Origin of the sequence: Stenotrophomonas sp. VV52 (assembly GCF_002893095.1) — a bacterium.
Lineage (GTDB): Bacteria > Pseudomonadota > Gammaproteobacteria > Xanthomonadales > Xanthomonadaceae > Stenotrophomonas > Stenotrophomonas aracearum.
Map to the genome: position 1 here is coordinate 266,793 of NZ_PKQQ01000003.1, position 21,581 is coordinate 288,373.

Annotated in this window: 25 protein-coding genes; all 25 read right to left on the reverse strand. The window is 64.6% G+C overall.

Going from position 1 to position 21,581, the window contains the following annotated elements; genetic code table 11:
• Positions 1–17: 17 nt before the first annotated feature.
• The 25 genes from C2U58_RS09690 to C2U58_RS09815 all read right to left on the reverse strand — a co-directional run bounded on the left by C2U58_RS09690 (position 18) and on the right by C2U58_RS09815 (position 21,563).
• A complete protein-coding gene (locus C2U58_RS09690; RefSeq protein WP_102945661.1) occupies positions 18–281 on the reverse strand; it encodes a hypothetical protein in 264 nt (87 codons plus the stop codon).
• Positions 281–2,104 carry a hypothetical protein gene (locus C2U58_RS09695; protein ID WP_102945662.1) on the reverse strand — a complete coding sequence of 608 codons (1,824 nt, stop codon included), beginning with the start codon at positions 2,102–2,104 and terminating at the stop codon, positions 281–283. Before C2U58_RS09695 ends, C2U58_RS09690 begins: the two co-directional genes overlap by 1 nt.
• Before the next feature lie 63 nt (positions 2,105–2,167).
• A complete protein-coding gene (locus C2U58_RS09700) occupies positions 2,168–2,476 on the reverse strand; it encodes a hypothetical protein (RefSeq protein ID WP_146033445.1) in 309 nt (102 codons plus the stop codon).
• An 88-nt stretch (positions 2,477–2,564) separates the two neighbouring features.
• Positions 2,565–6,326, reverse strand: a complete 3,762-nt coding sequence (locus C2U58_RS09705) for a phage tail protein (RefSeq protein ID WP_102945664.1) — start codon at positions 6,324–6,326, stop codon at positions 2,565–2,567.
• Positions 6,327–6,615: 289 nt separating this feature from the next.
• Complete coding sequence (locus C2U58_RS09710) at positions 6,616–7,359, reverse strand: hypothetical protein (RefSeq protein WP_102945665.1); 744 nt, start codon at positions 7,357–7,359, stop codon at positions 6,616–6,618.
• 22 nt (positions 7,360–7,381) lie between these two features.
• Positions 7,382–9,349, reverse strand: coding sequence for a hypothetical protein (locus C2U58_RS09715; RefSeq protein ID WP_102945666.1), 1,968 nt, complete (start codon positions 9,347–9,349; stop codon positions 7,382–7,384).
• Between the two features lie 6 nt (positions 9,350–9,355).
• Complete coding sequence (locus C2U58_RS09720) at positions 9,356–9,568, reverse strand: hypothetical protein (protein WP_102945667.1); 213 nt, start codon at positions 9,566–9,568, stop codon at positions 9,356–9,358.
• A 77-nt stretch (positions 9,569–9,645) separates the two neighbouring features.
• The gene (locus C2U58_RS09725) at positions 9,646–10,023 is read right to left on the reverse strand and encodes a hypothetical protein (protein ID WP_102945668.1); all 378 of its coding nucleotides are present in this window, start codon (positions 10,021–10,023) and stop codon (positions 9,646–9,648) included.
• A gap of 120 nt (positions 10,024–10,143) precedes the next feature.
• Entirely contained in the window at positions 10,144–10,614 is a 471-nt protein-coding gene (locus tag C2U58_RS09730; protein WP_102945669.1) for a phage tail tube protein, read from the reverse strand.
• An 84-nt stretch (positions 10,615–10,698) separates the two neighbouring features.
• The gene (locus C2U58_RS09735; protein ID WP_102945670.1) at positions 10,699–11,061 is read right to left on the reverse strand and encodes a DUF3168 domain-containing protein; all 363 of its coding nucleotides are present in this window, start codon (positions 11,059–11,061) and stop codon (positions 10,699–10,701) included.
• Positions 11,058–11,561: an HK97-gp10 family putative phage morphogenesis protein gene (locus tag C2U58_RS09740; RefSeq protein WP_102945671.1), complete on the reverse strand. Its 504-nt coding sequence runs from the start codon at positions 11,559–11,561 to the stop codon at positions 11,058–11,060. The genes C2U58_RS09735 and C2U58_RS09740 overlap by 4 nt, the downstream gene beginning before the upstream one ends.
• Entirely contained in the window at positions 11,554–11,913 is a 360-nt protein-coding gene (locus C2U58_RS09745; RefSeq protein ID WP_102945672.1) for a head-tail adaptor protein, read from the reverse strand. The genes C2U58_RS09740 and C2U58_RS09745 overlap by 8 nt, the downstream gene beginning before the upstream one ends.
• Position 11,914: 1 nt before the next feature.
• The gene (locus C2U58_RS09750) at positions 11,915–12,253 is read right to left on the reverse strand and encodes a head-tail connector protein (RefSeq protein WP_102945673.1); all 339 of its coding nucleotides are present in this window, start codon (positions 12,251–12,253) and stop codon (positions 11,915–11,917) included.
• A 1-nt stretch (position 12,254) separates the two neighbouring features.
• Positions 12,255–12,683: a hypothetical protein gene (locus C2U58_RS09755; protein ID WP_102945674.1), complete on the reverse strand. Its 429-nt coding sequence runs from the start codon at positions 12,681–12,683 to the stop codon at positions 12,255–12,257.
• 63 nt (positions 12,684–12,746) lie between these two features.
• Positions 12,747–14,090, reverse strand: a complete 1,344-nt coding sequence (locus C2U58_RS09760; protein ID WP_102945675.1) for a phage major capsid protein — start codon at positions 14,088–14,090, stop codon at positions 12,747–12,749.
• Positions 14,091–14,101: 11 nt separating this feature from the next.
• Positions 14,102–14,980 carry a head maturation protease, ClpP-related gene (locus C2U58_RS09765; protein ID WP_102945676.1) on the reverse strand — a complete coding sequence of 293 codons (879 nt, stop codon included), beginning with the start codon at positions 14,978–14,980 and terminating at the stop codon, positions 14,102–14,104.
• A gap of 4 nt (positions 14,981–14,984) precedes the next feature.
• Positions 14,985–16,139, reverse strand: coding sequence for a phage portal protein (locus tag C2U58_RS09770; RefSeq protein ID WP_216362394.1), 1,155 nt, complete (start codon positions 16,137–16,139; stop codon positions 14,985–14,987).
• Between the two features lie 131 nt (positions 16,140–16,270).
• Positions 16,271–17,971: a terminase TerL endonuclease subunit gene (locus C2U58_RS09775; protein ID WP_102945678.1), complete on the reverse strand. Its 1,701-nt coding sequence runs from the start codon at positions 17,969–17,971 to the stop codon at positions 16,271–16,273.
• Positions 17,964–18,392: a hypothetical protein gene (locus C2U58_RS09780; protein ID WP_102945679.1), complete on the reverse strand. Its 429-nt coding sequence runs from the start codon at positions 18,390–18,392 to the stop codon at positions 17,964–17,966. Before C2U58_RS09780 ends, C2U58_RS09775 begins: the two co-directional genes overlap by 8 nt.
• Before the next feature lie 474 nt (positions 18,393–18,866).
• A complete protein-coding gene (locus C2U58_RS09790; RefSeq protein ID WP_102945681.1) occupies positions 18,867–19,073 on the reverse strand; it encodes a hypothetical protein in 207 nt (68 codons plus the stop codon).
• Entirely contained in the window at positions 19,073–19,405 is a 333-nt protein-coding gene (locus C2U58_RS09795) for a DUF1064 domain-containing protein (RefSeq protein WP_102945682.1), read from the reverse strand. The genes C2U58_RS09790 and C2U58_RS09795 overlap by 1 nt, the downstream gene beginning before the upstream one ends.
• A gap of 26 nt (positions 19,406–19,431) precedes the next feature.
• A complete protein-coding gene (locus tag C2U58_RS09800; RefSeq protein WP_102945683.1) occupies positions 19,432–19,902 on the reverse strand; it encodes a hypothetical protein in 471 nt (156 codons plus the stop codon).
• Positions 19,902–20,219: a hypothetical protein gene (locus tag C2U58_RS09805; protein WP_102945684.1), complete on the reverse strand. Its 318-nt coding sequence runs from the start codon at positions 20,217–20,219 to the stop codon at positions 19,902–19,904. The genes C2U58_RS09800 and C2U58_RS09805 overlap by 1 nt, the downstream gene beginning before the upstream one ends.
• Positions 20,216–20,704 (reverse strand): glycoside hydrolase family 104 protein, encoded by a 489-nt coding sequence (locus tag C2U58_RS09810; RefSeq protein WP_102945685.1) that lies wholly within the window; start codon positions 20,702–20,704, stop codon positions 20,216–20,218. Before C2U58_RS09810 ends, C2U58_RS09805 begins: the two co-directional genes overlap by 4 nt.
• A gap of 154 nt (positions 20,705–20,858) precedes the next feature.
• A complete protein-coding gene (locus C2U58_RS09815) occupies positions 20,859–21,563 on the reverse strand; it encodes a hypothetical protein (protein ID WP_102945686.1) in 705 nt (234 codons plus the stop codon).
• Positions 21,564–21,581 lie beyond the last annotated feature (18 nt).

Genomic DNA, 21,581 nt, shown 5'->3' on the forward strand with positions numbered 1-21,581 from the left:
CTCAAAACCGGCAGGCATCAGTACGTCCCGTAGAAGAAGTTCGCTGTAGCAAGCCAAGTGATGGTGATTCCGCTGATGGTGGGAACCCGGATATCTTCGGGATACATCAGCCCGTTCTGATCTAAAACTGGAAGAACGAATGGAATTCCCTGCGCAAGCGCGGGCTCCTGCCTCGAGCCGCCTGTACTCTGATTCACCGACCCAAGCAGCCGCGTCATACGACTTGTCAGGTCGACGGTGAGGTTGCCGTTCGCGTCCCAGCACTGCAGTCCGGTTGGCATCAGGCGCTCCAAGTTCCAAGGCGAAGGCGGCGCACGTTGTTCTCGTCGTAGCCCAGGAAGTGCCCGTCGCTGTATTCCATACGCCGGCCGCTACCAGGTGACACGAAGCGAACCTTGTCGAAGAGGAAGTCAATAGTGCTGGTGGCGCCATTGTTCACAGACCGGATCCCGGCGACGCGACCGTTTGCGTCCAGAGACATGGTCCAGCTGGCGAAGTAGGAAGCAAGGCCGTTCTCGTTTACTGTGGTGCGCGCTTCGATGGACTGCGTCACCTGGGAGTACTTTTCGTCCAAGCCGGCGCTGCTGGCTTGCCACGGTGAAGGTTGCGACTGCCCTTCCTTCGCCTGCTCAAGCTGAGGCCTCAACGCCCACAGCGCGGCATCGGACCCAGCGCCTGTTAGTTTGCTTGTCCAGATGGACACGCGAACCCTGACCGCATCAGCTGGTGCTATCCCGGTTGCAAATACACGGGTGTAGCCACTCAAATTGCCATTGGGGTTGTAGTTCGTGGCGGATGCCGAATCGGACGCGTTACCGACGCCGGACCCCGCCGCGTTGATGAACACGAGCGACACGTTGGCCCGAAGTCCGTACGGAAGCAGGTAAGCCGAGGCGATATACGGCTTGCCGCCCTCGCAGGGAACGTCCTGGTATGTCTGCAGATAGGTGCCGACCCCATTGTCAGGCGTTGCATACATCGCCATGGCTTTCATGCCTGGCGGGACCCGCGCATCCTGAAGGAACGAGTCGGAGCGCTGCCAAAACCCTGAGGCAGCCGCAGTAGCCCAAGGCGCCAGAGCGTTGTTTCCCAAGAACTCGGTAGTTCGAAGCAGGTTGCCACCCCCGCCCATCTGAGCACGGACGCTGTTCAGTCCGATGGAATTGGCTTCGATGCTCTGGCCTTGTTGCTGCACCGTGGAAGAGAGCGCGTTGAGCGCTGCGGCACTGGCCTTCCCACCTATCGCCGTGTTGGCGCTCTGAATGGCTTGGGCGTTGGCTGCGACGCCTTGTTCCGTCTGCCCAACGCGACCCGCCAGGGCATTGACCGCAGATGCATCGGCTTTGCCCGGAAGAGCCGCAGCGACCGCCCCTGCCTGCTCCGCCACTACCTCAAGCGCATCCTCCGTCTGCTCAAGGCGGGTTTGCTGCGTGGCGATCAGCAGCGCCTGGGCCCCGACGGCCTCGGCCAAGCTGTCGTAGTCACCGATCTTCCGCCAGTACGTAGCATTCGAAGGAACGTTGCCGAGCGTCTCGACAAGGGCGTAGTAAAGACCCCCCTGCCACTTCACCACCGTACCGGGCGCGTAGCCGACGGCAGGATCGTAGTCGGCGGCCGAGAGCACAGCTTCTAGGCTGGCGATCTGGGCGGCCTGCCCAGCGAAGCCAGCTGCCATTTCCGCCGCCTGCTGCGTCTGCTCCGCGAACAGGTCCAAGATGTCCTGCACGGTTTGCGGCGGCTTGGCCACCACAACGGCCCCCTCACCCGGCTTCCCACGCACGCTGGCGGTGATCTTGAACCACCATTCCTGGCCGCTGCCGTCACTGTAGAGGTAGCGCGTCTCCACTACCCGAGCGATCTCCGTCCAGGGCCCATCCTGGGTGGGCCCGCGTTCGATGATGTAGAGCACGCCCTCCTGGTCGACGGCGTCCCATTCGATCAGGACGCCATCCGCCACCGGGTTCGGGACTACACCCTCAACCGGAGGCGTGTCCGGGGACACATAGACGATGGGGAACCAGGACGACTGCCGCGGCGTTGCCGGCGTAATTACCGGCAACGCGCCCGCCCCGATCTCGATCAGGGTGATTTTCCTTGCCTGCATGGGTCTTACCTTTCGTTAAGCGCTGCGGTCAGCGCGGTGTTGATCGGCTCGACCGCTCTTCAACTACACCCTTTTACTGGTGTCCCAGTTCGGGAGGGCCGCGTTGAGCCAATCGAAGGTCGCGCCATTAGTGATCCAACTAGTGTCTTGAATCCCTTCTGCGGTGATGACCAGTACCTCCCCCAACCTGCCAACCGGAAGGGCCGTCTTCAAAACCTCAAAAAGATCGCGAGAGCTGCCCTCATGCTTGGCAAAGACGACGTTGTCGGCGTATTGATGAACGTCTTGCACCCTGGCCTTCAGCTCATGCATGAAATCCGAAAGATGCTCGCCATTATCGAAACGCTGAAACAGCACGATAGACACGGTCATGGGCATTGATCATTAGCGACAGAGAAATGAATAATGCTCGCGGTATCGTTCAGGAGCAAGGCCCTCGCGCAACGCCACGCCCCTACTATCAGCGGTTAAGAGTTGCCCGAAGAGCGGTGCTACTGCCAACTGCCGCAGTCTTTCCGGTGGATGCCTCAATCTTGTCGAGGCGTTCCACTACCTGGGCAAGCAAAGCATTGCCTTGCTGAACCGCTGCCGTGGTTTCTCCTTGGGCCTTATTGTCCACCACCAGATCGAAAACTGCCCGGCTGAAGTTGTCGGGCAGTGCCTCGATCGCGTCAGCCAGCTGCCCCATGCTGGTGCCGTCCTCGAGGTCGAGGTTGCCGACCTTCATACCGTCGATCAGGCCGGTGACCTGGCCATACAGGGCGTTGTAGTCCTTCCCGCTGGCGTACAGGTCCCGACCGAAGCCGAGAGCGGCCTGCGCGGCCGCCTGCGCGGCGCTGGAGTCGCCCCCGGACACTGCACGCTCCAGCTCGCGCATCGTCGTCTGGAGCTTCTCCTGGTCGGTCAGTGGCGACAGGTCGCTGACCGACAAGCCATACGTCATCGCCTTCTTGTCGGCGTCGATCTGGGCCTGCAGCTTGCCCATGTTGGTGGCCCGAAGCGCCTCGATCTTGGCCAGGTCCTCCGCGCGGGCACCGGACAGCCCCAGCGCCTTGGCATAGTCATTGGCCGCCTTCACCTGCTGGCGATACGTGCGCTCGACGGTCAGAGCCTGGGACTGGTAGCTGGTCAGATTTCCGGTCAGCAGCTGCGTGGACACGTCCGCCATCAGGGTGGCGTAGTTGCCCAGCAGGCCGGTCACCTTCTCGATCTGGGTGGCCAGGTCCGTGCCGGCGACGCCCGCCAGGTCCTGGAAGTAGTCCACCGCCTTGTTGACCTTGTCGATCTCCAGCCCGTTCAGCGCGCGTCCCAGCTCGTCGGCATTCCCTACGGCCAGCGCGATCGATGCGCTCACCGCGCTGAAGACGTCCGACGCTTCGAAGTACTCGTCCAGCTGACCACCGAACCCTGCGGCCTTCACGGCCTCGGTGAAGAGGCGGTCGGTCATGTCCCCCAAGTACGCCGCCAGCTGCTCCTTGGCCTCGGCAGAATCGGCCGACAGCGTCAGCTTGCCCAAGGTGACCTTGACCCCGGCCAGCTGCTGGGACAGATCCACGCCGAGCTGCCTTGCCAAGTCGGTGCTGGCACCGCGCACCTGGCGCGCTGCCATATCGAAGGTGCGGTCGATGTTGGGGTCCAGCCCGGTGTACTGCGTCCACTTCTTGTCGCTGCGGAACAGGCCGCCCTTGGCCTTGATGTCCGCGTAGCTCTGCCCGTCGAAGCCGCCGAAACCGTAGCTGCCGGTCAGACCCTGGCCGGTGATCTTGGGCGCGCTACGGCCGAACAGCTTGGCGTGGATGCTAGAGCCAGACAGGATAGAAGCTGTCTTGTCGTTGAAGCCGAGCCCGCGGAAGGACTTGTCGGCCAGTCCGACAGCGCCGGCGGTGGCTATCTTGCCGGCCCAACTCTCGCCGTTGGCGATGTCCCAGCCCTGGTCGAACAGCTCCGCGTTCTTCATCATGCCGGCCACAATCCAGCCGATGATCGGCACCGCAGCGGCCATCGACGAGCTTGCCGCACCGGCCCCGGCTGCGGCGGACGAACCACCCGCTGCTGCGGCACCGCCGCCCGTGAGGGCCGCCACGTTGTTTCCGAAGCCCATGAGCGTGCCGGCGCTCGCGCCGCTGCTGGCCGCACCAGCCCCCGCACCGAACAACCCCTGCCCCTTCGACAACAGGCCGGCGATGTTCCCTAGGTTCTGGCCGCCACCGGCAGTGCCGTTGCCACCGAACAGGCCCATCAGGCTGTCCATGCTGAAGCCGCCGCCCTGACTGCCCCAGTTGCTGATCCCGTCCATGACCTTCGTTTGGATCGGGATCACCAGCTTCTGCTGCAACAGCTCGCGCGCGATATCGCGGAGCCCCTGCTTGGCGACGTCCTTCATGTCGTCCCACAGGTTGTCGAAGTCACGAAGTCCGCTTGCCGCGAAGTCCGCGAACGCATCTGCAGCACCGTCGACGCCCTGCATTACAACGCTGGCCCACGCCTCCATGTTGGCCGCGGCCTCCTCGACCTGGATCGAGAGCGCAGCGGACGCATCGGCGGCGGCGAGCATCGATCGCTCGTAGTCTTCGTAGCTGGCTACTCCCTTTGCCAGTGCCAGCGCCTCTTTACTGCCGGCAGCCTCTACTGCCTTCTGGAGCTCTTGGCGCATGTCGCGCTCATTGATCAGTTGTCGCCGGTACAGCTCGCGCGCCTGGCCGATCTTGCCCAGCATCGCCAGCTCGCCATCCATCGTAGCGATCAACGCCTCGGGCCCGGCCATTGCAGCTTCTACTTCAGCGGCCACCTTGGCGTACTCCATGGCGCTTTGCGCCATCAGTACGTTGGCGTCGGCCTGGGCGAGGTTGCCCTCTGCCAGCAAGCCGTTGTACTCGGCCATGTTGCCCAGGTGCTTGGCCATAGCCGCAGCCACCGGCCCATTCATGGCACCCGCCGCCTCTTCGGCCTGCTGGTGGTAGCGGGCAATGGTCTCGGCCTGACGCTTGGCCTCCTGAGCCATCCGCTTCGCATCAGCAGCAGCCTTGTCGCGGGCGCCCTTGCCGATGTTGCCAGTCGGCTCGTATCCCAATCGCTTGGGAGGGTTCTTCAGCGCAGAATCCGGTAGCTCCTGGCCAGCATCGATCAGAATCGGCTGCGGCTTGTATCGCCGGGTCAGCTCGCGCTGAATCCGCAACTGTTCGTCATGCAGGTCGCTGGCAGCCTTGTCGCGTTGAATCGAAGGAGCCTCGACCGCCAGCAACAGCTTCCTGCGCTGGTTGAGCACGCCCAACTGCTCGTTGAGCGCGTCTTCCGATGCCCCGCTCAGTGCCGACGGTGCAGCGCCTTCAAGGCCCTGAAGCTCGGCGAAGCGCTCGATGAAGTTGACAATCTGGACGGCACCATTCGCCATCTCGCCCGTCAGCTCCGCAGCCCAGCGCGTGATGCTGGCGAAAGCATTGCGCGTCTGCTCCGAGCCCAACATTTCGGTGAGACCTTGCAGTTCCGGCAACAGCTCTTCCGCGACGCTGTTCTTGAGTCCTTGCATGGCAAGGTCTGCCTCAACCGACATTTCCCGAAGGCGCTGCGTTGCCTTCGTGGTCTTCCCGTCGATGATTGCACCGGCCGCGTCGGCCGCCTCACCCCACTGCTTCATCCCTGCGCTGTTGTTTCGCAGAAGCGGGATTAAAGCCGAAGCGTCGCTGGCGATAGCCTCCATGTAAAAAGTCATTTCCGACTGTGACAGGTTGGCTTTTTCGAGACTACTGAAGTAGAGGCCAAGGGCATCCGGGCCCGAAAGCTTCCGCATCTGTTCGGCAGTGACGCCCGTCCTCTTGGCGATGTTTTCGAAGAAGTCCGCCATGGCACCCCCACCCGTCTGGATGTAGTCGCCGACCTTGTCCTGCACGTCCTTATAAATATCGGCCAGCTTCTCGTAGCTGACGCCGACGGTGCTGGCACCAGCGGCCATACGCTGAAACACCTGCGAACTGGTGCCCGACAGCGTTGCCATGCGGTCGTACTGCACGGACAGATCAGCGATTTGGCGGCTCCACTGCACAACTGCCGTACTGCTGGCCGCGAGACCTGCGGAAATCGCTGTGCCGATGACGGTGCCCGCCTTGCGAGCAGTGGCCGTCATCGACTGCATCTTCTGCTCGAACTGCCGCGCAGCCTTGCCTGCGTCCTTCTCGAATGCGCCAGTCTTCATCAGAAGGTCGACGGTGAGCGTATAGAGGGACATCAAGGGCTCCGGAAACGAAAAAGCCCCGCTCGAGGCGGGGCTGGATGAGGTCAGTTGCGCGGATCTACTCCCGTGTTCCAAGCAGCTGTGAGTGCTGTCTTTCAGCTTGGACGACGCGGGCCAGTGCGATTAGGAAGATGCCGAACGCAATCACTCCGACACCCATTGTTGCCTGGGTAAGCATGAGCGCCCCGGCAATGGCTACAAGGATTGCCAGGACTACCAACACGATGTGCATGAACCGGTCCGATGGTTATGGAGATCCCATCATGCCACCACCTTCAGGAAATCAAGCAGGAATCTCTTCGAACTCGATATAGCCCGTAAAGTACTGACGGCTCACGTTTTCGGCAGTGGGAAGCTGGGTGGCGTAGCCATACAGTGCAGCGCGAGCGGCTAACACCGGGTCAAACGTCTTGCTCACCATGGCGCGGTACTGCGGCACGACGCACGCCCGCTGGCGCCCCGCCGCGGCCTGGGCAACTATCTCCCAGTCCGCGCCCGCTAGGCCACCCTTGCGCACCACTTCCGTTGCCCTGGCGCTTAGCGTGGCCGTCAGGCGGCGATACGTGGCACCGGGCACCGTGTTGACCTGGCCACCCTTCGTGCGGGTGTGAACGCTGGTGTCGATCGGCGCCACCGCCCACCCGTCGGTGATCCCAACGTCCACTGTACGGAAGATAGCGATCTCCCCCACCTCGACGTTGGCAACCACCGTATCGATCTGCACCGCAACGCTCGAAACGGGGCCTCCCGCCGGCGGGAACAGCCACGCACAGACGCTTCCGTTCGGCAGCCGGATGGTGGTGGCAGTGGCGCCGGCGGCGCTGACCTGAACCCCGGGCGGGACGTTGAGGCCCAAGACGGCCACGATGCCCGGCACGATGGCTTCGGCCAGCACGATGTTGATGGACAGCGCGCCCGAGCGGCTGATGCGGCTGCGGCGCCCCGGCTTGCCGTCGAAAAGCGCCGTGCCGGCGTCAGCCGTCAGCCAGGTGCCGCCCACCAACGAAACCGACTGGACCGCCGGCATTCCATACCCGATCAACACCGGATCACCCCCACACCGTCAGCACCACGTCCCCCGTGGCAGGGTTGCGCTCTACGCGGCGCACCAAAACCGGCTTTCCGACAGAGAGGCCGTACCGGCTGTATGTGATCCTTCCGATCTGGCCAGGCTGCGGCGCCAGCTCCTGGTCACCGCGCACGCTGACCCGGTAGAAGAAGCGCTGCTCGCGGTAGATGGCCACCACCCTGTCGATCTCAGCCTGGGCATCGGCGGCTCGCCAGAACAGGGCGATGACCGGATCGGCTGCATCCGCGCGGCGATAGTGCGGGTGTAGCGCCCCGGCGCCGTACACCTGGGCGCGGAACAACCCGGCCAGCTCGTCCCGGCGCCACTGGGGCACATCGATCACGTCGGTGACCAGGTCCGAGGCAGCAAGCGCCTGGGCGTTGGGCCGGTACGCCATGCGCCGCGTCAGGTTCGGGGCGTCGTCCGGAACACACAGCAGGTCCTCCGCCAAGTCCGCCTCGCCTAGGTCAAAGGCCGCCGCGCCGGCGTAGCTCTCCGGCGCCACCACGCGGGTGAATCGGAGCGCGCCGTTGGGATCTTGGTAGCAGGCCGCGCTGTAGCTGGGCAGGATCGCGTTCATCGCGTCCCGCCCGGTGATGGCGTTGCCGGCGTAGTAGCCAATGCCGGCGTACCCGGTGGCGGCGTCGATCGCTGCGCAGTCTGTTGCCACCCAAGCCGACTTGCCGAGCCGGCCCATGATGTCGGCCATCGCCTGCTGAAACGTCGCCGGTTGTTGACCGGGGCCCACGCTGGACAGATCGGCCACCACCGGCGTCACCGGCGGCGACTTCATGATGAGCTGCTGGCCGTCGGGCGACACGGTATAGGTGCCGGGTTCCATCGTGTCACCACGGTCCATCACGACGTCCGCGAAGATCGGGCCATCGGCCACAAACATGGCCGTGGCGTCGGAATTGGCACCCATCGCCGGCACGCTGGCCACTGCGCCGATCACGACCGGTTGCGGCTTCCACGCCAGACCGGTGATGTTGGGCAAGAACACCCCACGGTTGATGGTGCCGTCGAGGTCGTCGTGGGCGTCCTTGAAGTGCAGTGTTTTGCTGCCGTCGTCGTTTATCTCGATGCGGTCCACCGAAAAACGGAAGACCGGCACCGTGTCGTTGAGCATGCCGGCCTCGGACCCCATGCGGATCTGAACCGGCAGGCCGGACACGCCGCGCTGTGCCAGCTCATCCAGCCGGCCCTCGGCGTCCAGCACTGTAGACTCGGCGGCGCTGGTCTGGCTCACTGGCTCCCCGCCCCATGGCCAGAAATTGATCTCGCTGACCAGGTTGATTCCCTCGGAGAGCACACCCTCGAACCGCGCATTGCTCGGTGTGTCTCCGGGCGCGGTCAGCCAGTCCACGTCGGACAGCCGGACGACCTCCAACGCCGGGCTTGCCACACGCCAGCCGGCGGCAGCTGCTGGGCTGCGGGCGCCCCACTGGCCAGCGTTGACGGCCATGTTCAGGCCGCCGGCCTCCGTCGCCGCGAGGGCAGCGGCGAAGTAGAACGGGCCGGCCATGACAAAGTCGCGCTGGTGGACCAGCCCGCCATTGCGGTACAGCTTCAGGCGGTTCGGACTGCCGATCTCCACCAGCAGCCCGGCCGTGTCGCCGCGGCCAACGAACGGAAGGCCCACCGCGGCGGCACTGCCGTTGATGATCAGGCGGCCGCCGGCCAGGTTCCAACCCAGCCCGCCAGCAGTGGCACCCGGATAGGCGTCCAGTGGCGCCGAGCCTGTCACGATGCCGACGACGGCCGCCATCTCGTCATCGCCCCACACGGCAAACTCCACCCCGACCGTGCCTTCAGCTTGGGCAATGTCGGAGCGGGCCATGCGGTTGAGGTCGGCGGCCGCTGTCGTGGCCAAGGTGAGTCCGCCGTCGCGAGCAGCCAGAAGCGGACCGATGGGGGCCGCTGCGAAGCGACCGAACGTTTCAGCCATGGGGCCTCACAGAGAATCGAACCAGTCCTGGGCCTCGTCCTCGTCGGACCGGGGCAACAGGGAATCGAGGAAGTGCTGCATGCTGCGCTTGGTGCCGCCCTGGCTGTGCGCAGCGGTGATGTAGGCCATGAAGGCAGCGGGCTTGATGTGCAGACTGACCGGATCGAGCGGGTTGCGCTGGTGGAACTCCCACCACCACAGGAACTCGCGTCGCGTCATGACGGCGCGCAGCTCCCCAACGGTTCGGTGCAGGTGCCCGGCGAGGACGTGCCAGAACCATTCCTCGCCGCGCTGCCTCAGTCGTTTCCCGCTTCCTCCTGGATGACCTCGGCCGCTTCACCGAAGCCAGCATGCTTGAGGGCGATTTCCTGGAACCGTGCCGCCACGCGCGGCTTGAGCTGACCGGCCTGCTTCTCGGTCATGACGGTGCGACCATCCTCGTCGCAGATGGTCGCGGCGATCAGCTTGGCGCGATCGCCGTCGGACCACAGCTTGCGGAACTCCGCGTCGGGCAGTGCGCGCACATGGAACTGCGCGGTGACGCCAGGCTCCAGCTCGATGGTATCGGGCTGCACGTCCTTCGGGGCGAACATGCCCAAGGTCTGGAACGTCTGCAGCAGGGACTGGGTGACCGCGTCTTGCGCGGTCACCCGGGTTTCGTTGGTCTTGCTCATTGGCCGTTTCCTGAAATGGCGGCAGAGCGCGCGGGCCGCGCACGGCTAACACGCGGAGGATCCGCGCACCCTGCCAAAAGAGAAGGCCCGCCGGAGCGGGCCTGGAAGCCGTTCCCGTCGTTACGGGCCCGGGCGGTTGGTGGTGACCGCGCCGGAGCCGCGGATGGTCATTGTGGCCTTCCAGACGTCGTTGTCGGCCACGTTCACCGCGAAGTTCTGGACGAATCCACGGAACTGCTTGGAAACTACCGTGGTGGGCGCGGTGATCACCCCATCGACCGCCACCGGCAGCTGTACGCCAGCGGTTTCGGACAGCGGCGCGGTGACCAGGAAGTCCACGACTTCGCCGGTGCGGTGCAGCTCTTCCAGTGCCTCGTGGTCTTCGGGGTCGTAGATCACCTCGATGGTGGTGCTGCCGGTCGCCTTGCGGCCGGCCACGAACTGATCCCAGTCGTCGTCGAAGTCGGAGATATCGATCTCCGAAGCCTGGCCGTCGGGGAAGCCGACGGAGCGAACGCGGGTCACCTTGATGACCTCGGCGGCGCCCACGGCGATAAAGAGCTGGGTGTGTTTGGACTTCAAGACAGGCATTGCGTTGTCTCCTGGGGTGGAGCCCGGTCGCCGGGCACAAAAAAACCGGCAAGCGCCGGCGGTTGGGGTTGTTGCTGCGTACGGTTACCGGAGTTCCAGCAGCCGCACGTCGAAGGAGATGCCGAAGGCGCCGGTGTCGTCATCGTCCGGGGTCGGGTTGTAGGACTCGATGCTGCCGCGGCGCTCAACCTCGTCGCGGATGGCCATCGCTGCGGCGTTGGCCTGGGTGAGGGTCCCGCCCCACACGGTAATGCGCACCCGCCAGCCGTCGGCTGGTGGCGCCTCGCTCAGCAGGTTTTCCGGGCTACCACCGACGATGTCCCAAACGCCGTATGGCATGGGCGTATTGAGCGGTGCGGTCCCATAGAAAAAGCGGACTGGGTTACCCAGTTGAGCGCGCACCCCCGCGCTGCCCTGCATCACGGCCTGTATCAGTGGCACCATCATTTCCAGCCCCTTGCCTTCAGGATATTGTCGATCGCGTTGCGGGTCTCATCGATCATCGCCTGTGCCGCCTGCGGGCCGCGGGCCTCCGCCGCTGGGGTGAGGAAGGGGCGCGCGCGCATGTTCTTCGTGCCGAACTCGAGGAAGCGCCAGTAATGGGCCCAGCCGCTTTGCTCGTAAAGCTTGCCCACCCTGCCTTGCCGGCGGTTGCGCTTCGTGTTGGCGTACTTGACCTTCTTGCCGGTGCGGACGCCCACGGTGAAGTACTCGCCGCCGGGGCCCACGGCAGCCTTTCGCCGGTCTTTCGCGGAAGCTCGGCGCACGACTATCTGGTTTGCCAGGAAGCCGCTGGCGCGAGGCGCGCGGCGCTTCGCCTCGTCTCGGATGAGGTTGCCACCCTTACGCATGCCAGTCTGGAGGGGCTTGCCCTGAAGCTCTTTTGGCAACTGCCGGAGGGACTGCAGGAGGCCGTCCAGACCCTCGATGCGGATCTGATCAGCCACTTTCCCTCCCATGAACACACCGGAGGCGAATCTCCCGCATCCCCGTGGCGTCCAACTCCATGGTCTGGATAGCGAACTCAGGACGCTGCCCGTTCGGTTCGCTCTCCCAGATCACCCGCATCTCGGTATCGATTCCCGGAAGCCAGCGCAGGTTAATGCGGGCGTCCGTTTCCGCGCGTTCGGCGCCCGCAGCCACGCCCTCTCGGCCGGGGCCGGTCAGGACCTCCGCCGGTACGTTCTCGTAGAGGACACCCCAGTCCTTGCTGGGCTGCCCGCTGAGCGGATCCGGGGCACCTTCAACGATGCCCCGAATGGTTACCTGATGCCGATACCTGCCGGCGTCAGTGGCCATATCACACCCCCAGGCCGCGACGATGCGGCCACAGCAGCGAGTGCGCGCCGGACGGCAACTGGTGCGTTGCCTCGCCGGTCACGTCCTCGCGGTTGCGGAACAGGTGGCCGGCGATCAGCAGCACCGCTGCCCGGATAGCGTCGTTCACCACGATCGGTTCCTCGCCGGCGGAGCCATCGAGCACCGCCAACGCCAGATCCTCCGCCGTGGCGTACACCTGGCGGTTGAGGAAATCCTCGGCCGCCTGCTCCGCCGCACCGACGTACAGCTGGAGCTGCGCGTCGTGGTGAGGCACCGCAGCGACCTGGGCACGCGCCTGCTCGATCGTGACTAGGCGCATATCACTCGGCCTTCAGCGCAGCTTCCAGCGCTTCGACGACGGTCTTGCGGTCCTTGCCGGCCTTCTCCGCATCGAGCGCAGACTGCAGCACGGCTTTGTCCTGCAGCCCGGCCAGCGACGCGATGACGTCCGGGGCATTGCCGCCGACCAGCAGCTCCCCCGGCGTCGGCGTGGTGCTGCCGCTGATGCCGCCTTCAGCCGCGCCACTGCCGGTGCCGTTACCAGCGTCAGTACCGGTGGCAGTGGCGGTGCCGGTGTCGGCTTCCGTGCTGGCGCTGGTGCTGCCCGCCTCGGCCGGGTCGCCCAGAACTTCTACGAGACCCTTCTTCTCCAGCTCTTCGGCCTGCCGTTGGTTTCCCACCGTGAACTGATCGCCCACCTTGCGGGAGCCGTGGTGGTCAAAGCTGCCAATCGCTCGTACTTCGTACATGTCCTTTCTCCAAATAAAGGAAAGGGCGGCCAAGCCGCCCTCTCGATGGACCGTAACGCCGCCTTACGGCGTGTCGAGGTCGGTCATGGTGCCCTTCACGAATGCTTCCGGGCGGTAGACCGTCAGCGCCAGACGCTCTTCCATCAGGATCTTCACCATGTTCTTGACGAAGTCGCGGTCGTCCTGCGTGGCAACCATGACGTTGACGTCCTCGCGATCATGCAGCTCGGCAGCAATGCCGCCGCCGAAAGCGCCCACCAGGAACTCGCCGCCGCCCATCGACTGGGTCGGAACCACGTTGCGGCCCCACAACGCCGGCGTGGTGATGCCGCGCGGGTTGGCGAACAGGTAGGCGTTGTCATCGGTCTTCTGCAGCTCGATGGCCGCCCAGTCCAGCGGGCTGATGACGATGCCGTCGGCCCAGGCTTCGGCCAGCTCGACCTGCAGGAGCGCCAGACGCAGGCGGTCGATGCGGGTTTCGTTCTGGACGGTGACGCCCGGGTTGGCGTACGCGCGGGCCTGGGTGTAGAGGCCGTCAATGTTCAGGCCGACACCGGAGCCCTTGAGCAGCTGGGTTTCTTCCTTGAGCTTCAGGCCGTAGCGCAGGCGGCCGTCGATGTAGCCGCGCAGGGTGGGAATATCGGCCAGTACCTGGCGGGAGGCGTGGATCCAGTGGGCGATGGTGGTCACCGCCGCCTGGTCGGCTTCGAAGGTCAGGTTCGATTCGGGCTTCAGACCGGTCGGGTTTTCGGCCACCACGTCCGCGCTGTTGGTGTAGCCAGTCTCGCGCACGTACTGGATGGCGTTGGAACTGGTCGGCACCACGTTCAGCAGATCGCGGATGGTCAGGCGGCGCAGGCCCGGGGCGATGATGCCTTCCCGGCGCTGCGGCACGATCAGGTCGCCGGCCGATGCGCCGTCGCTGGTCACGACAGCCTTCACGTCCATGTTGAACTTGCTGCCGCCGCCACTGGCCGCCCGTGCCGCCCACGCCTGGAAGTCTTCGTTGGCGGTGAGCTGCTCGCCCATGGACTGCGGCGCGGCGTACTGGGCGCCGCCCTGTTCCAGCTTGGCCACCAGCTGCTCGGCCGACTGCAGGCGCGCCTGCAGGGCGCCCTGCTCGGTCAGCAGCTTGTCGACGTTGGCACGGGTTTCATCGGTAAGCCGCGCGTGCGCCTTGATCTCTTTCTCGGCGGTTTCGGCCTGCGACTTGATCTGGTCGCTGATCTTTTCCAGCTCAGCCTTGATCGCGTCAGGCAGAGCGGCAGCCATCACCGGTGCGATCAGAGCGCCTTCGGGACTGGTGAACAGGGTAGTCAGCAGGTGGGTGCCGGCGACCGCGTCTGCGGAAATCAACAGCAGCGCCAGCGTGGTGACAATGGCGGCCAGGATGTACTTGTTCTTCATCGGGGTTTACCTCAGCGGTTGGGGATGGAAAACGACTTGAGCGCGGCCAGGTAATCGGCCTCGGTTGGTGCGACGGCAGGAGTTCCCTGGCCGTGATCGGTGGGATCGCCCGCACCGCTGCCAGCGGGATCGCCCGCGCTGGACTTGAGTTCACTGATCAGCTGCATGGCTTCGGACTTCGGCATGCCAGACGCGCGCAGTGCCGATTCGATCCGCCGCACCGCAGAAGCGCTGGTCTTGCCGGCGCCGCGCTCGACCTGGTCGGTCGGCAGCAGCTCGTCGGCGAAGCCGCCCTCAATCGCGTCGCTACCCGCGATCCACGTCTCGGCGTCCATCAACTTCGCCATTGCCTTTTGGTCCTGGCCGGTGCGGGCTGCGTAGATATCGGCCATAGCCCGATCAAACGGCTCCAGCGTCTCGGCGTACTCCCGCAGGTCATTGCGGTTCCCGGCGGCGACTACCCATGCGTTGTGGATCATCAGGAAGCCAGCGCGTGCGATCTGCACGGTGTCACCGGCCATGGCGATGACGGAAGCGGCCGAAGCCGCAAGGCCCAGCACCTTCACGGTTACCTCGCCGTCGTGCTCGCGCAGCAGGTTGTAGATGGCCAGGCCCTCGAACATGTCGCCACCTGGACTGTTGATGTTCACGATGACCGGTCCCTTGCCGAGGCTGCGCAACGCGCCAGCGATCCGTTTGGCGGTGACGCCTTCGCCGGTCCAGTAGTCCTGGCCGATCACGTCGTACACGCTGATAGAGCGATCGGCGTCGTCATTTCCGGCGGCGCGCACGCCCGGGTTCCAGCGGTCCAGCGCACGGGGCTGGATCTGGCTGCTAACACCCGCGCACACCCTGCCCTCCGGTGCGCCCGGCAGCTTCTTGATCGTCATGCGGTCAGTCCTTCTGTGGATCGTCTTGGAATCCCAGGAACGCGCGCATCGCGGCCCGGGCCTGGTTGGACTCGGACGCCTGCCCGAGGCTATCCAAGGTGGTCATGGCGCTCTGCACCGTCAGCACCGCGGCATTACCCCCCATCGGCTCCCGGTCCTCGAGCTCCCGCACTTCATCGCGAGTCAGTACGCCGTTGTTGACCATGGCGGTGTAGAACGCGGCGCGGCCGGCGCTGTCGGCCCGAAGCAGACCCTCCACGGAGAACTTCGGATAGAAGCGCGCCCGGTCTGCGGGGGTCATCAGATCCTTCGCAATAGCCTGCTCGATCCGCTTGAGCCAGGGCGCCAGCGTGAACGTCAGGAACCCGATCATCTGCTGCTCGATGCCGGTGCCCCAACTGCTCGACTTTTCGGTATGGCCCACCATCCATGGCGGAACACGGAACCAGCGACACACTTCCTCTACGCTGAACCCACGCGACTCCAGCAGCTGCGAGTCGGCCGGATTGATCCCGATGGTTCCGACGTCCGTGCCGCCCTCCAGCAGCGGGGTTTCCCCGCGTTCGACGGAGCCAAGCACGTTCTGTCGAAATTCGTCACGCTGATTGGGCTTCAGGAAGGCCGCGATCTTGTAGTAGACGGTCTGCAGCATGCCGTTGCTGAAGGTCCGGGCTGCGGCCCGGTCGGTAGCGATGGCACCGCCGAAGACGTGCGCGCCGTACGCGATCACCGATACACCGTTCTTTCCATCAAGGGTGAAGCCGGGGATCTCCCAGAGCCGCTCGCGCGGGATAACACGCTGCCGGCCGTCTTCGCCGGTATAGCGCCACTCCTTCTTCCCATCGGAGCCGCGCGATACCGTCAGGCGCTCTGGGTTGAGGAACTGCAGTCCAACCACCCGCCCGCCAATCATCAGCTTTTCGGCACGCCCGGCGCCCCGCAACAGCATCGCGGCGACGGTGGCCTCCCAGTGGACGGAGGCGGGCGAGTCAGGATTTGGCTGGTCGCGAATCACGAAGTGCAGCGGATGCTGCGGGGCCGGTCGCTTGCCGCTCGCGGAGCGCTCGTACATCCCCAGCGGCAAGGTAGCAATCGTCTCCGATATCAGGCGGACGCAAGCCCATACGGCAGAGACCTGCATCGCGGTTGAGGGGGTCACCGACACTCCGGCGGGCCCACGCGCACCGGCGACGGCTGACCACCCTGCCTCATCGGTAAGCGCAAGTGGGATCCCAAGCCACGCCCGAACGGCACTGGCGATGCGACCTGGTTGTTTCAACGCCACCGCCGTCATGCTTGGCTCCTGATCGGGGCGGACAGGAAGCCATCCATGTCGCCGTTGTCATCGCCGGTAGGCATCGACAGGCCGATCCCCATCAACAGCGTGGCCATATCGTCGATCTTGTCCGGCGAGCGCTTCTTATCAGGTTTCATGTTCAGATTCCCGTCCTTCACGGCGATCAGGTTGGAAGCGCACCAGTTCAGGACCGGGTCGTTTCCATGTTGGATGCTCTTGCTGATGTAGGCCCGTTCCAGCTCCTGCATCGCCGGGTGGTAATTCTTGGTGGTCTGGTTGAACTCGATCAGCGGGTGGCCGTCTGCCAACAAACGCTGGCTGATCTCCTGGACATTCCACCGGTCGTAACCGATCGCTACCGGGTTGAATCGCTCGATGTCCTCACGGATGCGGCTTTCCACCACGGTGTAGTCCGTTACCTCTCCGTCTGTTACTTCGATCAGACCAGCAGCCACCCAGCCTGCGTAGGGCACGACGCCGCGCTCAGTACGCGCACGGACAGCCTCCGACGGGACAAAGCGCCTACCCCACGTGTAATAGACGCCGTCAACCTTCCAGACCAGCCGCCAGGACGTGAGGTCCAGGGTGCTTGCCAGATCCAACGCGGCCCAACACGAGTGGCCTTCGAGCCAATCCAGATCGACCTTGCCACCGCACCGCTGCCATTTGGTCAGGTCCACCCAACCTGTTGCCGAAGACGCGGGCCGATTGAGGCGCTTGATCTTGAACTCGGCCAGCTTGGACGGCATCTGCCGCGCCTCGACCGCCTCCTTCCGAATTGCCTTCAGAAGGTGAGGGTTGGCATCCATCAGCGGGTTGGCCTTGGGCCAAGCCGACTCGTCGAACTCATCGTCCTCGTCGTCCACCGCGAAGAAGACCACCAGGAAGTGGTCAGCCGACTCGCCCAGGATGCCCTGCAGAACCTGCTTTGCGAACTGCCGGATTTCCCCCCATGGCCCGGGGTTGGTGTAGCCCTCGGTCGTGGTGTAAAGCCACAATGGATTGCTGCGCGCACCCGCGGCGGAGGTGAGCACGTTCAGCAGGTCTGCCGACTTGTGAGCGTGGATCTCGTCCAGCCCCACGTGCGACGGATTCAAACCGTCCTGCGTGCTCGCCTTCGCATTGATCGGCTTGAAGCTCGCACCCGTCTCCACACGGCTGATGGCATTGGCCCAACAGGCCAGGCCGAACGCCTCCTGCAGGTCCGGCGTCTTTTCCGTCATCCGCTTGGCGACGTTGAAGATGATCCGCGCCTGGCTGCCGGTCGTGGCGGCCGAGATAATCTGGGCGCCCTCTTCCTCTTCACAGCACTGGCAGTACAGCAGGATCGCAGCGGCCAAGGTGGACTTGGCGTTCTTTCGCGCCACTGCAAACAACGCGGACGTGAACCGCCGGCTGCCGTCCAGGTTGCGGAACCCAAACAGCTGCACCACGAAGAACACGTGCGATCGGTGCAGTTCGATCTCCGGCCGAGCCCACTTGCCCTCAACGTGCGGCAGCTTTTCGATGAAGTCGCAGGGGTCACAGGCATGCCATTCGTCGAACACGAATGGGGGCCTTTTGCGCTTCGCGCGCTTGAGGTCTGCCAGGAACCGCTTGCCGGCGAGCCGGATCCACTTCCCGAATTTCCGCCCCTTCTTGTCGGCTACGGCCTCTTCTGCATAAGCGATGGCGATCCCGACATAGTCACGCACGGCTCTTCCGCTTTGCCCCGTTGTTAGCGAAGGCGTTGCCGGCCCTTTCGGTATCGCCGGCAGGCCTTACCTTGCCCTGGGCTACCGGGGTCAGGCCGAAGTCGTTCATCAGGCCGCGTACCTGGGCCACCATCGAAGCGACGGGGGTCTCCCCCGCAGCGTAGAGCTGGACCGTCTTCCCGTGGAGGGCGCACAGCTGGCCGAGTGCTGACAGCCCTGCTTCGGTGAGGAGCTTGTTGGCGTGAAGTATCGGCGCCAAGCGGTCCCATTCCTTGATCGCGTGCGCATTGGGAAGCCAGTCCGGAGCGGGCGGAACCTCTGACACCAATGGGAGATCGGCGACCTCCGCTGGCGCGTTACGGTCAGGGCGATCCGTCCCGGCAACCACCTTCAGCGATGTGGGTTTGCGGGGGTTTGCCATGACTGTTCCAAGGGCGGGATGGCCGCGCGCGAAAAAACGGTTTTTCTCAACTGACGGTGCAAAAAAACAGGGGGGCGCACGTATCGGAGCCGGATCGACCTCAACTTTCGACCCGCCCCTCCCCGTTCGTCCCGCTGACGGTCCAATCTCAAGCGCGTGCGCGCGGGTTCCCGAACCCGCCGTCCTCGCGTGCAGTCTTCGCGCTGTGGCAGGGACGGCACAGGCCCTGCAGATTCGACAGGTCGTTATTGCTAGTGTCGGCGTTGATGTGATCGACGTGGCTTGCTGCCCGCGTTCTGCCTTCAGCGAGGCAAACAACGCAAAGCGGCGACTGTGCCAGCACCAGCGCCCGCAGTCGCAACCAGTAGGTTGAGTTGGTGGCCAGGGCGCGTTCTGACTGCCGATTCCGAGCTGGCGGAGCGTACTGTTTGACCTGACCGCCGTGCGGTCTGTGTCGGGGCGCCCGGGTAGGCATCAGTACGGTTTCCCATCCATGTCCAACCGCTGCGGCTCCTCGTCTTCGCTTGCTGGCGCGCCAATTTCTTCACCCAGCAACAGCGCTACGGACTGCACCAGCAATCCGATGTGCTCCGTCTGGCGTCCGATCTGTTGGCCAAGCTCCACGATAGTGGCGTGCTGGCGCTCGGCAAGCGCGAGGAGGCGGTCAATACGCTCGTCCATCAGAAGCTCTCCACTTCCCAGCCCCCACCATCCCGCTTGGGCTTCACCTTCACTGCGATGAATCGGAATGGGTACATGGCGGCTGCAATCTTGATCTTGGCCCTGGCATCGTCCTGCCAGTGGCCCTTCACCTCGTGACACTCCATGACGCCGTCAGCAGCCATCACGGCGAAGTCTGGGGTGTAGAAGGTGTTATCGGCCAGCCGCAGCTTCAGGCCCTCAAAATGGTGCCAATGGATCTCGCCGGCAGCCTGCAGACCGCACAGTCGTTCGGCATAGGCGGCCTCGGTCTTATTCATCTCACCGGTCTTGAGCCGCCCCAAGGCCAGCATCCGCTTGCCAGCGCCGCCCGTGCCCTTCAAGGGCTCACCTCGGCACGATCTGCGGCGATGACGGCTTGGCAGGCGCGAAGTTGGTCGTCTGCGTCGCGACCGGCTCGAACAACAGCGCCCGCAAACTCTTCTCGGCGCTGGGCTGCCGCATCACGTTCGCTGGTGCTGGCGACGGTTTCGGACAGGCGCTGGGTCTCACAGCTTGCCCACCCATCGCGCAGCCGGAGACGGTCAGCGCGCAGGTCAGCCACAACAGCATCATGGACGGTCGCGGCCGCTGCCCGGTCTTCTTCATGCTTTGCTCCAATGTCGGCCATGCTGTTGGCCTGGGAATGCTCGATGGCGCGGGTATCGTTGACCTGATCTACCAGGGCGGCACTTACACCGACCTGCTGCCGGGCTTCGGCGACTTCGGCGCGATCGCCGCGCCAGGACCAGCCCGCCCAGAAGGACAAGGCCAGCGCTGCGGCGGCGAGCAAGGCGTAAAGACGGATCATTACGGCATCTCCGGCGGGATCACTGCGCCTACCTGGCGCATGGCCGACTCCAGCGACATCACCCGCAGTCTCAGTCGGTGCGCTTCTTCCTGCGCAGTCATGCGCAACTTGATTTCTTCAGCCAGCTGCAGAGTGGTCGCCGCCTGGGATTCCTCTAACGACTTCACCCGCTGAACCAACCCATTCAGCAGATCGACGTTGGCATCCGTCTCGGTTCGCTCCTTGCGCCGGGAAAGTAACGCGCCCCAAGTTTCCCGTGCCACCCAAAACGCGGCGACACCGCCGGCCATCCACCACGGAACGGTTTCTTCGGTCATGGCACGACCACCCCACCAGCCTTGCGATACACGGCCAACAGGTCGGCGAGCTTGCGCTCATGCTGTCCGTAGCCCGCGCCAGGCAGGCTCGCCCAGATCTTGCGGACTGCTTGGATAGCGTCCTCGATCTTCCCCGCCTGGATCAGCGGCAGCGCACGTCGTTCCCGGATCTGCTGCAGGGCGATCAGATCCTGGCTCAACGGCGAGAAATCCTTCAGGCCGAGGGTCTTCTTGTAGGCCTCGAAGTAGCGGCGCAGGAGCTGGTAGCGGCCGGCGGCGGTTGACTGGATCTTGAGCCTGGGGAGGTCCACCAGCACGCGCGGGTGGTCGGCATAACCCTTGAACAGCTGGCCACCGACGATCACGTCATAGCCACTGTCCTTGGTCGGCTGCTTGCCGTTATCGGTCCCTTCGGACCAGGCCAGCATATCGAGGAAGGCCACGACGTTCACGCCGCCGGCTTGTTGGGGAGTGATGCGTGCCATGGTCGTCCCGGAAGAGGTGCCCGCCCCTGCGCCGGCTGGGCACGAGGGTTGATCCGGCTGGGATGCGGGCAAAGAAAAAGCCCCGGCTTGACCGGGGCTTGCGTGTGGATGCTGGGAAGATTGCCCGCATTCTTGGGGACCGGGCAAGTCCCCACTACGCAGCGCGCGCGAGCGTGCGGTTGAAGTCCCGTGCAGCCAGCGATTCCGCAGCGCGCATGTGCTCCAGCATCCATTCGTACACCGGTTGCCAGTACCGGCGATAAGCGGAATGGTCCGCACCAATGGCTGCGGCTCGTTCTCGCCCGCTCCTTGACTCCACCCCTGCGCCTCCGCACACCTCGCATTCAATGACCCCCGTTCCATCCTTCGCGGCCTGGATTCGAAGCCCCTGACAAGCCTTGCAGCAAGCGCAACTCGCCATTTCATCCACAATCGCGCGGGCAAGCACCCCGAGCTGCTCCATGGTGTTGTTCGGCCAGCACAGCGCGCGCGTCGCCTCCAACCGGGCCTCTGCCCTGCGGTGCTCAATGCGCTGGCACTCGGTGACAGGTCCGCCTGCCCAGCCCATGCACGCCTTGGCAATGCCGAACTCGGTGCGCGCCACATTCAGGGCCTGCTGCTGGCGCACGTATTCCGGCGCGACCAATGCAATGACCGCCTGCCGGAGCTGCTGCGAGCGGCGCATGCCACTATCCGGCCACCACAGTGCCTCCAGAAGCTCACGGCCAAGTCCCGCCGGCACCATTCCAAGGGCCGCCGCGATGTCCTGGTTGGTGAGGTCGGGCATCCCGCCGCGACCGGTGTCGAACTTGACCGTACTCGGCCCCAACCGGGCCATCAGCTCCCGCCCCTCACTCATCTGCGTTTCCCCTTTGAT

Excerpts from the sequence above, each read along its gene's own strand:
- C2U58_RS09690 (WP_102945661.1), bottom strand. The coding sequence starts at position 281 with ATGCCAACCGGACTGCAGTGCTGGGACGCGAACGGCAACCTCACCGTC.
- C2U58_RS09695 (WP_102945662.1), bottom strand. The coding sequence starts at position 2,104 with ATGCAGGCAAGGAAAATCACCCTGATCGAGATCGGGGCGGGCGCGTTG.
- C2U58_RS09700 (WP_146033445.1), bottom strand. The coding sequence starts at position 2,476 with ATGACCGTGTCTATCGTGCTGTTTCAGCGTTTCGATAATGGCGAGCAT.
- C2U58_RS09705 (WP_102945664.1), bottom strand. The coding sequence starts at position 6,326 with ATGTCCCTCTATACGCTCACCGTCGACCTTCTGATGAAGACTGGCGCA.
- C2U58_RS09710 (WP_102945665.1), bottom strand. The coding sequence starts at position 7,359 with ATGCCGGCGGTCCAGTCGGTTTCGTTGGTGGGCGGCACCTGGCTGACG.
- C2U58_RS09715 (WP_102945666.1), bottom strand. The coding sequence starts at position 9,349 with ATGGCTGAAACGTTCGGTCGCTTCGCAGCGGCCCCCATCGGTCCGCTT.
- C2U58_RS09720 (WP_102945667.1), bottom strand. The coding sequence starts at position 9,568 with ATGACGCGACGCGAGTTCCTGTGGTGGTGGGAGTTCCACCAGCGCAAC.
- C2U58_RS09725 (WP_102945668.1), bottom strand. The coding sequence starts at position 10,023 with ATGAGCAAGACCAACGAAACCCGGGTGACCGCGCAAGACGCGGTCACC.
- C2U58_RS09730 (WP_102945669.1), bottom strand. The coding sequence starts at position 10,614 with ATGCCTGTCTTGAAGTCCAAACACACCCAGCTCTTTATCGCCGTGGGC.
- C2U58_RS09735 (WP_102945670.1), bottom strand. The coding sequence starts at position 11,061 with ATGATGGTGCCACTGATACAGGCCGTGATGCAGGGCAGCGCGGGGGTG.
- C2U58_RS09745 (WP_102945672.1), bottom strand. The coding sequence starts at position 11,913 with ATGGCCACTGACGCCGGCAGGTATCGGCATCAGGTAACCATTCGGGGC.
- C2U58_RS09750 (WP_102945673.1), bottom strand. The coding sequence starts at position 12,253 with ATGCGCCTAGTCACGATCGAGCAGGCGCGTGCCCAGGTCGCTGCGGTG.
- C2U58_RS09755 (WP_102945674.1), bottom strand. The coding sequence starts at position 12,683 with ATGTACGAAGTACGAGCGATTGGCAGCTTTGACCACCACGGCTCCCGC.
- C2U58_RS09760 (WP_102945675.1), bottom strand. The coding sequence starts at position 14,090 with ATGAAGAACAAGTACATCCTGGCCGCCATTGTCACCACGCTGGCGCTG.
- C2U58_RS09765 (WP_102945676.1), bottom strand. The coding sequence starts at position 14,980 with ATGACGATCAAGAAGCTGCCGGGCGCACCGGAGGGCAGGGTGTGCGCG.
- C2U58_RS09780 (WP_102945679.1), bottom strand. The coding sequence starts at position 18,392 with ATGGCAAACCCCCGCAAACCCACATCGCTGAAGGTGGTTGCCGGGACG.
- C2U58_RS09790 (WP_102945681.1), bottom strand. The coding sequence starts at position 19,073 with ATGGACGAGCGTATTGACCGCCTCCTCGCGCTTGCCGAGCGCCAGCAC.
- C2U58_RS09795 (WP_102945682.1), bottom strand. The coding sequence starts at position 19,405 with ATGCTGGCCTTGGGGCGGCTCAAGACCGGTGAGATGAATAAGACCGAG.
- C2U58_RS09800 (WP_102945683.1), bottom strand. The coding sequence starts at position 19,902 with ATGATCCGTCTTTACGCCTTGCTCGCCGCCGCAGCGCTGGCCTTGTCC.
- C2U58_RS09805 (WP_102945684.1), bottom strand. The coding sequence starts at position 20,219 with ATGACCGAAGAAACCGTTCCGTGGTGGATGGCCGGCGGTGTCGCCGCG.
- C2U58_RS09810 (WP_102945685.1), bottom strand. The coding sequence starts at position 20,704 with ATGGCACGCATCACTCCCCAACAAGCCGGCGGCGTGAACGTCGTGGCC.
- C2U58_RS09815 (WP_102945686.1), bottom strand. The coding sequence starts at position 21,563 with ATGAGTGAGGGGCGGGAGCTGATGGCCCGGTTGGGGCCGAGTACGGTC.